Origin of the sequence: Neobacillus sp. B4I6 (assembly GCF_050434045.1) — a bacterium.
Lineage (GTDB): Bacteria > Bacillota > Bacilli > Bacillales > Cytobacillaceae > Neobacillus.
Map to the genome: position 1 here is coordinate 484804 of NZ_JBNPWB010000002.1, position 13393 is coordinate 498196.

The window sequence follows — 13393 nt, forward strand, 5'->3', positions numbered from 1 at the left end:
ATGATGCGCAAACCCGTTGTTATTGGTGTAACCGGCGGCTCCGGCTCCGGAAAAACCAGTGTAACAAAAGCAATTTATGAAAGTTTGAAAGATCATTCCATTTTGGTGCTAGAACAGGATTATTATTATAAGGACCAGAGTGATTTACCATTTGAAGCACGTTTGAAAACAAATTACGATCATCCACTTGCCTTTGATAACGACTTATTGATCGAACATATCGAAAAGCTTTTACGCTATGAGACGATTCAAAAACCGGTTTATGATTATTCAATTCACACCCGTTCTGACAAAGTGATTCCAGTTCAACCCCAAGATGTTATTATTTTAGAGGGAATCTTAGTACTTGAGGACGAGCGGCTCCGGAATTTAATGGACATCAAGTTGTACGTTGATACAGATGCTGATTTAAGAATAATCCGCCGTTTGACTCGTGATATTAGAGATCGCGGTCGGACGTTTGATTCTGTCATTGACCAATACTTAAATGTTGTTCGTCCGATGCATAACCAATTTATTGAGCCTACGAAACGATATGCAGATATTATTATCCCTGAAGGCGGCCATAACCATGTGGCGATTGATTTAATGGTCACAAAAATTCAAACAATTCTTGAACAAAAGTCAATTTTATGAAACAATAGCAAAAGAAAAGTCTAATTAGAAAAATTCAGACTGGAAAAATTATTTTTGTTGCGCGCCCTTTTATTAAAGGACGCGCTACTATCTATTATGCCGGTTGGCATAATATTACATATTTTACATACACAATTCTTAATGACTAGAAGGAGTGAGGGTTTTGGCAACAGAGAAAGTATTTCCAATGACACAAGCAGGTAAAGAAAAGCTTGTCCAAGAACTTGAATACTTAAAATCAGTGAAACGTAAAGAAGTGGTTGAAAGAATTAAAATCGCGAGAAGTTTCGGGGATTTATCTGAAAACTCTGAGTATGATTCTGCGAAAGAAGAACAGGCTTTTGTTGAAGGGCGTATAACAACTTTAGAAAATATGGTTCGCAATGCGAAGATTATTGCAGAGGCCGCTATGGCGAGTGACTCTGTAACATTAGGAAGTTCCGTTACATTTGTTGAGCTCCCAGATGGGGATGAAGAAACGTATTCCATTGTTGGAAGCGCTGAAGCTGATCCATTTGAAGGGAAGATATCAAACGATTCACCAATCGCCAAAAGCCTTTTAGGTAAAAAAGTAGGCGACCAAGTTTCGGTTCAAACTCCCGGCGGTGAAATGAGCGTCCGTATCGTCAGCATTAAATAATCGAAATTATAACTATTCTTTTGAATATTGTTTGAAATAAGAAAACCTCGTCAAAACTTTTGACGAGGTGTTTTTTATGTGGCGAAGACGAGCCATTGGGTGGCTTATTATTTCTATTACAGGTTTGTTGTTGCTTTTAGTACGTTTAATGCAAATTCAGTTAATTGAGACAGAAACCTTTTCTAAACATAACGTAAATTTACTCGAAGAAAGTGTCAAACAAAGAACTCAAGAACTGGTAATTGATAATGGCAGAGGTAACTTTCTTGACCAAAATGGTGCAATGCTCACACATAAAAAGGTGGCAGTTCTCGTCCTTTTTCCCTTTTTAAAAAAAATGGATTGGGAGGCCGACAAGGTTTCAAGTATTTCTGGAATACCAATAACTGTCCTTAAGATGGCTGTGGAAGGGGCAAAAAAGCCTTTTGCCTATGGTGACCCTGAACCATATGAACTTACTAGTTCACAAATGGAAAGAATCAATAGCTTAAAAATACCTGGTGTATTTGCGATAGAAAAAAAGTTTGAACGTGCCCAAGTACCAGCGGAACAGTTGCTTGGGATGACAGGTGAAAATTCTAAAGAGTTAAAGAAGCGATATCCGAGTAAGGAATTGTCGGAGAAAACCTTAATTGGCGTGTCAGGGCTGGAAGAAAGTTTTGGTGAATTCCTGCTCCCTGAAGGTAAATCAAAGCTGGTTTATCATGTAGACGGCGGTGGTGCACCGCTTTTTGGAATCAATGTAAGATATGTGGATCCGGCAAATCCGTTTTATCCTGTCAATATTCGGACAACCCTGGATAGGACACTTCAGCAAAAAGCGGAGAATTTAGTTGACCACTATCAGATAAAAAAAGGGGGCTTGGTTCTCCTTAATATTCAGGATAATAGCGTGTTGTCACTTGTTTCGCGGCCAACGATTAATAAAAATGACCCCTACAATGGTGCTGGAATGACAAATATGATGTTGAAACAACAGATAATGGGCTCAGTTTTCAAAACGGTTGTAGCGGCTGCGGCCATAGACCATAATCTTGATGACCCGAAGCGTCTATTTGATTGCAGTAAGAAAATCAATGGTAAACCAGAGTTAAAATACAATTATGGAATGTTGGATTTCACGAATAGCTTTGCAAGGAGTTGTAATCGTACCTTTGGAGAGCTAGCTAGTGAATTACAAAAAATGAATCCCAACCTTTTAGAAGATTATGCAGAAAAATTGTCGCTTACCGGTTCGGTTGGCTGGCAGGGGGATATCTATCATACGAATGATTTTAAACAGCTCGCGGATGAGGACAAAGGAAGAGTGTTTCTTTCTGAGGACGCAAGGAAGGACGCTAATTTCGCCGCGATGTCCGGGATTGGACAACATGAAGTACGGGCTACCCCTTTAGCCGTCGCTAATATGATGGCGACGATCGCAAGGGGTGGTGAAAAAGAGATGGTTAGGGCCGTATCAAAAATTGAATACAAAAACGGTACGACAATGGTCAATTTTCCGGAGCAAAGCTTAAAGGGAGATACCATTTCTCCCTATACCGCGATGAAGCTGCAAAAGTTATTGCGGGAAGTTATCTTGAACCCGAACGGCACAGGAAGATGGTTTAAGGACTTGCCATATGAGGTAGCAGGAAAATCAGGCACAGCGGAAACAGGAAAATATGAAGCAGGCAGGCAGTTGCATAATAAATGGTTCGCTGGTTATTTTCCTTACGAGAATCCCAAATATGTACTTGTAGCAGTGAATTTGGATGTACTAGATTCAGAGGGCGGGGTAAATTTGTTGTTTGCTGATATGGTTAAAATGCTGTATGAAAAAGATAATGGGATGCAATAGGTAATGTTTTTTCCTTCAAGTTCTCATAAAATCATGTTAGAATATTGAGAGTCTATAAATGTCTGGCTCCTTGTACCAAGGGGAGCTTCCGTATTTTATTTTAGGAGGGAATTAATTTGACTAATGATTTGAATTCTAATTCGCGTTCAGGTTACCGCTCAAAAAGAAAAAAGACCAATATCGTCTTAAATAGTTTAATCATCGTTGTGCTCTTACTAATTATTTTTGTCGCATATAATATCTTTGCTACTGGAAATGACAATGCATCACCAAAAAAGGAAAGTACAAAAACAGAGCAAAAGGAAAATAAAGATGAACAAAAAGAGTCTGAAACTGTCACTACAAATGACGATGGCAGTGTAACTGATCCTGCTGCCGAAGAAGAAGAACTAAGTGAAGATGCTGCGACATCAGAGGATTCTTCCACATCTGAGGAAACTACGACACCAGAGGAAGCAGATGAATCACAGGCTGTCGTGACAGAGGGAGACGGCAATTCGAATGTGATAAAAGCAACTGAAAATCCTGCTTGGCAGCCTGTTGGTACATCGCAATCAGGCGAGCATACTCCAGTTTATGACGAGTCTTCGGCTGACTGGCAAGAAATGTTGAATGCCATTTCTTATGCAACTGGTTTAGACAAAGGTAATATGACCGTTTATTGGCTGGGAAGAGATAGGTCTACCACAAATGGCTCGTTTGGAACCGTCGCTTCAAAAGATAAACAGCAAAAGTTTAATGTATATCTCCAATGGGTTGATGGTCAAGGTTGGAAACCTACCAAGGTGGAAGAACTGGCTGAATTAAATCAGTAATCGATATTGAAAAAACCTCTCGAAATCTCGAGAGGTTTTTTGCGCATTTTAGACATTTCGAGGCAATCTCACAACGAAAATATTGACGAATTTGCAAAATATGATAAGTTGGGAACAGGTTTTTCACGAACCCATAGTATACTCATAGGATTGATGTATTCAATTAGGAGTGAATAGGTAAGAAGGTGCAGCACATTGTAGCATGCTCATTACAAAAGCGGTAGAATAGTGTTTGCGGATACAATGTATGGTTCCGAGGAAGATTATAAGCAGTAAATCTGATAATAATTATGAATACAAGAAAGAGGTCACAGTATGAAAATCGCAATCATTGGAGCAATGGAAGAAGAAGTAACTTTACTTAGAGACAATATCGACAATCAAACACAGGAAACTATAGCAGGCTGTGAATTTACCTTTGGAAAAATGCATGGAGTGGATGTCATTCTGCTTCGTTCTGGAATTGGTAAGGTCAACGCTGCCATGTCATCTACTATTCTGCTTGAAAAATATAAGCCTGATTGCATCATCAATACAGGGTCTGCTGGTGGCTTTAATCCTGCACTAAATGTAGGTGATGCCGTTATTTCAACGGAGGTTCGCCATCATGATGTAGATGTAACTGCTTTTGGTTATGAATATGGCCAGGTTCCGCAGTTGCCAGCTGCCTTTATAGCGGACGCTAAATTAATTACAGTCGCAGAAGCAGCAGCATCAGAACTTGAAAACTTCCAAATTGTCAAAGGCCTAATAGTCACTGGAGATTCTTTTATGGAGGACCCTGTACGTGTCGATTTTGTCCGGTCAAAATTTCATGACCTGCAAGCCGTCGAAATGGAAGCAGCAGCAATCGCACAAGTGGCTCATCGTTTTGGCGTACCTTTTGTTATTATTCGCTCACTTTCTGATATTGCTGGAAAAGAATCTGAAGTTTCTTTTGACCAATTTATCGATAAAGCGGCAACTAATTCTGCGACATTGGTTATGAAAATGGTGGCAGCTTTACGATAGTTAGAAGAGGTGAAAAAATGAAGGTTTACAAAAATGTACATGAACTAATTGGGCATACACCTATTGTTGAAATTACACAATTTCCTTTGTCTGAGGGAGTTCGTATTTTTGCAAAACTAGAATTTATGAACCCTGGAGGCAGTGTAAAAGACCGCCTTGGGATCGAACTATTAAACGAAGCTTTTTCAAGTGGGAAATTGCAGGCGGGCGGAACAGTTATTGAGCCAACGGCAGGGAATACCGGGATTGGCCTAGCGCTAGCGGCTATAAATAAAGGAATTCAAGTAATATTATGTGTTCCGGAAAAATTTAGTATCGAAAAGCAAGAGCTGATGAAAGCACTAGGGGCCACAATCGTTCACACGCCAACAGAAATGGGGATGAAGGGCGCGATTGCAAAGGCTGAGGAGCTTCTAAAAGAAATTCCAGGGTCTTATTGCCCGCAGCAATTTGCCAACCCTGCTAACCCCGCTACGTATTATAAAACGCTTGGCCCTGAACTCTGGGATCAAATGGACGGTCAAATTGATATTTTTGTTGCTGGTGCAGGTACAGGCGGAACATTTATGGGGACTGCTCGGTATTTAAAGGACCATAAAAAAGCAGTTAAAACGGTTATCGTTGAACCGGAAGGATCGATCCTAAATGGCGGGGAATCTGGTCCGCATCGGACCGAAGGCATCGGAATGGAATTCTTGCCAGGGTATATGGACCCGGACTACTTTGATGCAATCCATACTGTTCCGGATGCGACAGCCTTTAACCATGTAAAGGAATTAGTTGTAAAGGAAGGACTTCTAGTCGGCAGTTCTTCTGGCGCCGCTTTTTATGCTGCACTTAAAGAGGCAGAAAAGGCAATGCCTGGAACAAATATTGTGGTTATTTTTCCAGACGGAAGTGAGCGTTACTTAAGTAAGAAGATTTTTGAAGGAGGGATTTAGATGAAAAGAAAAACGCAATTAATTCATGGAGGAATTAGTAACGATCCAGCTACTGGTGCAGTTACCTTTCCCATTTATCAAGTGAGTACATTTAAGCAAGAAGGTGTCGGCGGGCATAAAGGCTTCGAATATTCACGAACAGGAAATCCGACCAGACATGCGCTTGAGGAATTGATTAAAGAGCTTGAAGGAGGCAAAGCTGGATTTGCCTTTGGCTCTGGAATGGCAGCCATGACAGCTGTGATGATGCTGTTTAACAGTGGGGATCATGTGATCTTAACTGATGATGTTTACGGCGGCTCATTTCGGGTAATGACGAAAGTATTGAATCGATTGGGAATTGACTCTACCTTTGTGGATACAAGTAAATCTGAAACGATATTAAGCGCGATTCGACCAAATACAAGAGCCATTCATTTAGAAACACCTACAAACCCGCTTCTAAAGATTACTGATATTGAAGCTGTCGCAAAGCTTGCAAAAGAACATAATCTTTTAACTATTGTTGATAACACATTTTCGACGCCATATTGGCAAAACCCTATCGAACTTGGGGCGGATATTGTTTTGCATAGTGCCACAAAATACCTTGGCGGGCACAGTGATGTAGTCGCAGGTTTAGCTGTGGTAAATAGTGAAAAGCTTGCTGAGGAGCTCCATTTTGTTCAAAATTCTACCGGTGGGATCTTGGGACCGCAGGATTCATGGCTGTTAATTCGCGGAATTAGAACACTCGGAATACGCTTGGAAGAGATGGAAGCAAATACGAAAGCAATTGTGGAATTCCTCCAAGGGCACACAAATGTAAAAAAAGTTTACTACCCTGGAATTGAAACACATCCGAATCATCAGATCGCTAAAAAACAAACGAGAGGATTTGGCGGTATGGTTTCGTTTGATGTCGGGAGTGCCGAAAATGCAGACAAATTACTTAGTAAAGTGAAATATTTTACCTTGGCAGAAAGCCTTGGAGCAGTTGAAAGCTTAATCTCAGTACCAGCAAGGATGACCCATGCGTCAATTCCAGCAGAGCGCCGAGCTGAACTAGGGATTACCGATGGTCTAGTAAGAATCTCAGTCGGCCTAGAAGACGTAGAAGACCTCATTGAAGATCTCGAGAAAGCATTAAATTCATAAAAGGATGGGTGTCAGGCACCATGTGAAAAATTCACATGGTGCCTGACACCTTTTTGGGCATTTGAATTAATTTAAAAAAGTTTCCATAAAAAGGTTTACAAAGTATTTGTGTGTGGATATAATTACCGTAGTAAGTAAAAAATTCCAAAAAAGGAGGTCGAGGAAAATGATGTTTACATTAACTGGAGCGATTGCGTTAAACGGTATGGTATCAGCAACTGGAATGATCGTAACAATTGAATATGAATATCAAACATTCGACCAGTCTGGAATGGATTGCTTAATTTTAAATTAAGTTACAATACATATCCATGCCGCAGGGAGAATGACGCCTTGCGGTATTTTTGTGCCTAAAAAACCAGAGCCGCAGGGATACTCTTCTGCGGCCTTTTTGTGCCCTTTTTACGAGCATTTTGGATATGTAAAGCATAAATTGAATCTGTTGCGATTTCACTACAAATGATTACTTAAAGGAGGTGGTTTGTCATGACCCTAAATATATTCTTTTTTTCAATTACGATTAAGAAAAGAAAAGTAAGCACGGAAGAAGCTATTCATCAAGAAATGGTTGAGAAGCTGTACGAACAAAACAAAGACCGTCAAGCATCTATGTACCGTGGGATGTAATTAGAAAAAAATTTGCTGATAAGAAAGGTGGTTTTAAATATGTTGTTTTTACTAATGCAAGGTCGTGGCGCTAGTCTCTGGGTTTCGAAGGATACCACCTAGCTAGTCATAAAAATTAGGAGGTAACAATCATGCCGCTGCATATCTTATTATTGTCTCTATTCTTTATACCAAAGAAAAAAGGGTCAAAATGATATCATATTGAAATCGAATTGCTAATAGCCGTAAGTGTTTGTTAACAAAATCTCCACAATTCCTTAAGCTAGTTACTGTGAAAATATGATAAATTCAAATTAGAAAGAACAGGATCTATCTAAGGGGTGGAGAGTATGTTCATGGTTGTGATGGCTATCGTCATTACTGCGGCAATCAGCTGCGTTATTTCAGCTGAACTTAGTGTGGAATAATTAAGAAGCATCGACCAAAATAATCGGTCGATGCTTTTTTTTTCATCTTATTTAACTTCAGTCAAAGCCAAGAATTCATTAATATCATCAAGACAAATACGGACTGCCTTCTCCCAAAATTCCGGTTGCGTCAAATCTACTTGTAAATGTTTCTGCGCTAGGTCCTCGACCGACATTGAGGCTGTATCCTTTAACAAGGCAATGTACTTATCTTCATAGCCCCTGCCTTCCTCAAGAGCCTGTGCATAGATACCAAGTGAAAAAAGATAACCAAATGTATATGGGAAGTTATAGAATGGAACACCGGTTATAAAGAAGTGGAGCTTCGAAGCCCAGAATAACGGATGATATTCTTCCAAAGCATTGCTATATGCCTCTTTTTGTGCGGCAAGCATCAATTCATTTAACCGTTCCACTGCAACAGGACCTTGCTTTCTTTCTTCATAAAAACGCGTTTCAAACAAGAAACGGGCATGTATATTCATTAATAGTGCAACCGTTCTTTGAATTTTATCATCTAATAAAACGAGCTTTTCTTCTTCGTCCTTCGCATTCTTCACTGCCGCGTCAGCTACAATCATTTCCGCAAAGGTTGAGGCGGTTTCAGCAACGTTCATCGCATAATTGCGATTGAGATGATGAACACCCTTCATTGCGAATGTATGGAATCCGTGTCCCAGTTCATGTGCAAGGGTTGAGACGTTAGATGGAGTGCCTGAATAAGTCATGAAAATACGGGATTGATTACTTTCAGGGAAGAAAGTACAAAAGCCGCCAGGTGCTTTTCCAGGGCGATCTTCTCCTTCAATCCATTGTTCTTTAAACGCCTTCTGGGCAAATGAAGCCATTTTCTCACCAAAGATAGCAAAGTTCTGTTCGATAAATTCAGCACCTTCTTGATAAGAAACCTTTGAGGCTGTTTTTCCATATGGAGCATCTAAATCATACCAACTTAATTTTTCAAGTCCTAACAGCGTAGCTTTACGCTCTAGGTATTTAACCAGCATTTGTTTATTTTCCGAAATAACTGTCCACATTGTTTCCAGCGTTCTCTTTTCCATGCGGTTAATACTAAGCGGTTCCTTCAAAACATCCTCCCAGCCACGCTTTTTGTAGACACTTAAACGGAAACCAGAAAGATGATTAAGTGTTTTAGCCAAGATGTCTGCTTGATCTCCCCAAGCTTTTTCCCAATTTTCAAAAATAGCTGTTCGAATTTCCCTGTCTGGGCTGGAAAATTTGTTGAAAGCCTGCCCGACAGAGAGTAGTTTCTCTTTGCCATTTTCGTTAAACGGGATTTTAATTTTTCCTACGATTAAATCATACAGTTGACCCCAGCTATGGTAACCGTCCACACCAAGGGCGCTGATAATAGCTTCTTCTTCTTTAGAGAGCTTATCTTTTGCACGATCTCGTCGTTCATTTAATATGTAAGAGAGCACTTTGAGTTTTTCATCTGCTAACAACTGTACCCAAACGTCATCGTTGATTGTTGTTAATAAGCTATCAAATCTACTAAGAGCAGTTTGGAAAGCAGCACTTAGACTGGTCACTCTTGCTTCCAGGTTATATGCTTTCTTGTCTTCGGTATTTTGTGCCTGCAAACATCCAACAAAGGCACCGGCTTGACGAAGCTTTTTGGCGGCATGCTCAAAGTCTTCAAGTAACTCTTGTAGGAATTTTGAATCCTCGGTTGTATTGAGTGGAGTCCAACTGCTAGCTTTTGCTTGGAAAAGATCAATTAACTCTGAAGTAAGGGTTAAGTGGTCTGCAAATTCTTTGGAATCACTGCCGCCTTTAAAAATTATTTCTAGGTCCCACACATCCGAATATGGAGTGGCTGTCATTCTATGTACCTCCTTTATTTTTGTACTTTCATTATTATATAGTTATTTTTCTAAAAATTCTATACATTACGCTTTCCGAAGGATGGGATGCAAAAGGGAATAAAAAAGTAATTCACCTAATCTTCAAATTTGTTTTTCAACCGTATGTAGTATAATTTAATCCTAGATCTAATATACGGGAGAGGAAACTAGTGAAAAAAATACTACTCGTTGATGATGAAACAAGAATGTTAGATTTACTTTCTCTTTATTTAACTCCTAGAGGGTATAACTGCATTAAAATATCTTCCGCTCTCAAGGCAATTTGTTACTTGGAAAAGGAGAAAGCAGATATAATCTTGTTAGATGTTATGATGCCCGAAATGGACGGGTGGGAAGCATGTAAGGAGATTCGAAAAAACTGGGACATCCCGATCATTATGCTAACCGCACGCAGTGAAAAAAATGATATTGTTAAAGGCCTAAAAATGGGTGCTGATGATTATATTTCTAAACCATTCGACGAAGAGGAGTTAACTGCTCGTATAGACGCTGTCTTAAGAAGACAAGCAGGTCATCCAGCATTCATTGACTTTAATGGTCTTTCATTAAACGAGGATTCTTTTGATGTTTCATACAAGAATCAGCATATACCTGTCACACCAAAGGAATTTTCTTTATTAGCGCTTTTACTGAAGAATCATAACAAAGTGTTTACCCGGGAACATCTTTTGACGACGATATGGGGTTATGCCGCTCCAACAGAAGACCGGACGATTGATTCCCATGTTCGGAATTTACGGGATAAATTACGGAAAACAGGATTTCCTGTTGACGATTATTTGACAACCGTATGGGGACTGGGGTATAAGTGGATGGATAAGGATTCATAAATGAATACCTCATAGTTTAATATGGAGGGAAAAAAGTGAAGATTACAATGAAAGTCTATCTTGCTATTTTGACAGGAATCATGCTGATTTTGGCCTCAGGCTGCACAAATAAAAGCCAAGAACAGAAACCTGAAAAGGAAAAGATAGCAAAAGTAAACTTTGATATTATCCAGGCGAAATCATTAAAAGTAGGTCAGATTCTTGGTATTGGCTATCCAGGAAATGATTTTGCTTTGTACGTAGCTACAGATGACGGCCTAAAAATGTATAATGGTTCTGAATGGTATGAAACAACAACGAACCAACATGATTACTTTGGCTTTCAAGCGATAAGTGCTGGTTTTATCGCAAGCGGTCAACCTCAAAAAGGATCGGGTCTTAAGGACCCACTCGGTGTAATTCAGAGTGTTGATAAAGGACTAACCCTCAAGAAATTATCCTTTTATAATCAGTCGCTGTTCCATTTCGTGGGTGCGAGTTTTTCAGGAAAGGGTCTTTATGTAATTAACGAAGAACCTAATGGAAAACTGGGTCAAGGCGTGAATTATTCTCTGGATAATGGAGCGACGTGGAAAAAAAGTGCATTAAAGGATTTTAACGCTGATTCATTTGGGATGATTGCGGTTCATCCGAAAAATGGCAATATCATCGCGATGTCGACAAGGTCTGGTATTTTTTATTCGACCGACCATGGGAACACCATGAAGCAGATTACAGATCCATTTATGGTTACGGCACTTACATTTAGTGGAGACTCGATTTTATTTTCAAGTGTGGAAGACGAAAAAGTACTATTAAAAACAATCAATCCTGCAACTGGAGAAGAAAAGAATATCGCTTTCCCATTCCTTGATTATGATAATCCAATTACTTATTTAGCGATTAATCCAAGAGATCCGAACCAAATCGCCTTCACTACTTATAAGAATGATGTATATGAATCTATTGATGGTGGAATGAAGTGGAATAATCCTTTACAAAATGGAAAAACAGAGCTGAAATAATCTTTAGCTCTGTTTTTTTTGCTTAAAATTAAAAATATAAAATTTTGAACTTAGATAACTGTCTAGCTCCAGCGCCCAGCGGCTAGTGGACTTCGCTCTCCTCCCTACGATAAGTCAACATCGGATCGCTACGCTCTCCGTGTTTCCTTTATCTCAGTCGAAGCGCTCCAGTCCATACGCCGCTAAACGGGCGCTTCCGCTTTTCTACTTTTTCTTCTTCTCTTTTTCGGCTCGATAGAATTCATGGAACATTTTCATTAAGGCGCGTTTTTCAATCCTTGAAACATAACTTCGTGATATTCCTAATTCTTTGGCAATCTCCCGTTGTGTTTTTTCTTTTTGTAGGTCAAGACCAAATCGCCCGATGATTACTTCCTTTTCTCGGTCATCCAGCACTTCAATATATTGTTTCACTTTCTCCAGCTCCATGTTCAGCTGAATCGTATCAATCACATCTTCTGATTCTGATTTAAGCACATCGATTAATGATATTTCGTTTCCTTCCTTATCTTGACCAATTGGATCATGCAAGGAAACATCTTTTTTTGTTTTCTTAAGAGCTCGTAAATGCATTAAAATTTCATTCTCAATACAACGTGCGGCATAGGTGGCGAGCTTTGTTCCTTTCCCCTCGGAGTAACTCTCAATCGCTTTAATTAACCCAATGGTTCCGATTGATATTAAATCTTCCGAATCCTCCCCAGTGTTTTCGAATTTTTTTACTATATGCGCGACCAATCTTAGGTTGTGTTCAATTAACATATTGCGCGCATGGGAATCTCCCTCTGCCATCAATCGAAGATATTTTCTTTCTTCTGCGGCAGATAGGGGTTGAGGAAAGGCATTATTTTTTACATAGGAAACAAGAAATAAGAATTCCTTCATTAAATATCCGAGAGCTGTTAAGATTCCAGACATCCACATCTACCCCCGTCTTTTTTGGCTTATTCGCCTATTATTAATTCCTATGAAGGAAAAGGGAAATTGTGTCTGTCCATAAACTTTTTTATTTAAGTAGGAATTTTTTAGAAAAAAAAGCATCAACCATGGACTGATTGATGCTTTCTTGCTGTTTCTATACTTTTTTCAGTTTAAATGGACTAACCATTAGGAATGATAGAATGATGATGATAAATAAGAATGTTTGGGAAGGGATATAGGGAATGGCTAAAAAGCTTAAGGTTGCCAAGCATCCTGCTGCTGTAATTGGTAGACCAGTAAAATAGCCATTGCTTTCCGTTATATTGAAACGTGCTAATCTGAAGGCTCCACAACCGATATAGAAAACCGTAAAAAATGAACCCGGTCCGCCAAATTCATGTAAAATTCCTTGATATAGTAATAGTGCAGGTGCCACGCCAAATGATATAATATCACTCATGGAATCCAATTGTTTTCCTAACTCGGATTCAATATTAAATTTTCGTGCAATCATGCCGTCAAAACGATCGGCCAATGCGGCAATAAAAATTAACAGCAGGCTTAATCTCAAATTCCCATGAAGTCCGAATACAATGGCAAAACCGCCCAATGATAAGTTTGTTAAAGTGATAACATTAGCTGTTTGTGATTTAAGTTTTTTTATTGTTTGATCTAGTACGTCTAATAAAAACATGCTC

General features: G+C 39.4%; 14 protein-coding genes. 11 read left to right on the forward strand and 3 right to left on the reverse strand.

The window, feature by feature from the left end; all coding sequences use genetic code 11:
* From udk to QF028_RS04220, 9 genes are all read left to right on the forward strand, one after another.
* Positions 1-636: a uridine kinase gene (gene udk / locus QF028_RS04180; RefSeq protein WP_088089069.1), complete on the forward strand. Its 636-nt coding sequence runs from the start codon at positions 1-3 to the stop codon at positions 634-636.
* Between the two features lie 163 nt (positions 637-799).
* Positions 800-1276, forward strand: a complete 477-nt coding sequence (gene greA, locus QF028_RS04185; RefSeq protein ID WP_098934406.1) for a transcription elongation factor GreA — start codon at positions 800-802, stop codon at positions 1274-1276.
* A 76-nt stretch (positions 1277-1352) separates the two neighbouring features.
* Positions 1353-3113 (forward strand): peptidoglycan D,D-transpeptidase FtsI family protein, encoded by a 1761-nt coding sequence (locus QF028_RS04190; RefSeq protein WP_429464309.1) that lies wholly within the window; start codon positions 1353-1355, stop codon positions 3111-3113.
* A gap of 116 nt (positions 3114-3229) precedes the next feature.
* Positions 3230-3928, forward strand: a complete 699-nt coding sequence (locus QF028_RS04195) for a YrrS family protein (RefSeq protein WP_429464311.1) — start codon at positions 3230-3232, stop codon at positions 3926-3928.
* A gap of 315 nt (positions 3929-4243) precedes the next feature.
* Positions 4244-4939, forward strand: a complete 696-nt coding sequence (mtnN, locus tag QF028_RS04200; RefSeq protein WP_429464313.1) for a 5'-methylthioadenosine/S-adenosylhomocysteine nucleosidase — start codon at positions 4244-4246, stop codon at positions 4937-4939.
* A gap of 17 nt (positions 4940-4956) precedes the next feature.
* A complete protein-coding gene (locus QF028_RS04205; RefSeq protein ID WP_168245152.1) occupies positions 4957-5880 on the forward strand; it encodes a PLP-dependent cysteine synthase family protein in 924 nt (307 codons plus the stop codon).
* On the forward strand, positions 5881-7017 hold the full coding sequence (locus QF028_RS04210; RefSeq protein WP_429464316.1) for a bifunctional cystathionine gamma-lyase/homocysteine desulfhydrase: 1137 nt from the start codon (positions 5881-5883) through the stop codon (positions 7015-7017). It abuts the gene before it with no gap.
* 166 nt (positions 7018-7183) lie between these two features.
* On the forward strand, positions 7184-7312 hold the full coding sequence (locus tag QF028_RS04215) for a hypothetical protein (RefSeq protein WP_282599551.1): 129 nt from the start codon (positions 7184-7186) through the stop codon (positions 7310-7312).
* Positions 7313-7503: 191 nt separating this feature from the next.
* Positions 7504-7644 (forward strand): YrzI family small protein, encoded by a 141-nt coding sequence (locus tag QF028_RS04220; protein WP_214731585.1) that lies wholly within the window; start codon positions 7504-7506, stop codon positions 7642-7644.
* A gap of 454 nt (positions 7645-8098) precedes the next feature.
* Here the strand turns inward: QF028_RS04220 and QF028_RS04225 are convergent, their stop codons facing one another.
* Positions 8099-9898 carry a M3 family oligoendopeptidase gene (locus tag QF028_RS04225; RefSeq protein ID WP_429464318.1) on the reverse strand — a complete coding sequence of 600 codons (1800 nt, stop codon included), beginning with the start codon at positions 9896-9898 and terminating at the stop codon, positions 8099-8101.
* A gap of 191 nt (positions 9899-10089) precedes the next feature.
* Here QF028_RS04225 and QF028_RS04230 point away from each other — a divergent pair, with 191 nt between their 5' ends.
* Positions 10090-10770, forward strand: coding sequence for a response regulator transcription factor (locus QF028_RS04230; RefSeq protein ID WP_429464320.1), 681 nt, complete (start codon positions 10090-10092; stop codon positions 10768-10770).
* Positions 10771-10805: 35 nt separating this feature from the next.
* A complete protein-coding gene (locus tag QF028_RS04235; RefSeq protein ID WP_429464322.1) occupies positions 10806-11774 on the forward strand; it encodes a F510_1955 family glycosylhydrolase in 969 nt (322 codons plus the stop codon).
* Positions 11775-11978: 204 nt separating this feature from the next.
* Here QF028_RS04235 and sigK read toward each other — a convergent pair whose 3' ends face one another.
* Positions 11979-12692, reverse strand: coding sequence for an RNA polymerase sporulation sigma factor SigK (gene sigK, locus QF028_RS04240; protein WP_214998451.1), 714 nt, complete (start codon positions 12690-12692; stop codon positions 11979-11981).
* Between the two features lie 157 nt (positions 12693-12849).
* Positions 12850-13389 carry a CDP-diacylglycerol--serine O-phosphatidyltransferase gene (gene pssA / locus QF028_RS04245; protein ID WP_088089057.1) on the reverse strand — a complete coding sequence of 180 codons (540 nt, stop codon included), beginning with the start codon at positions 13387-13389 and terminating at the stop codon, positions 12850-12852.
* Positions 13390-13393: the final 4 nt, after the last annotated feature.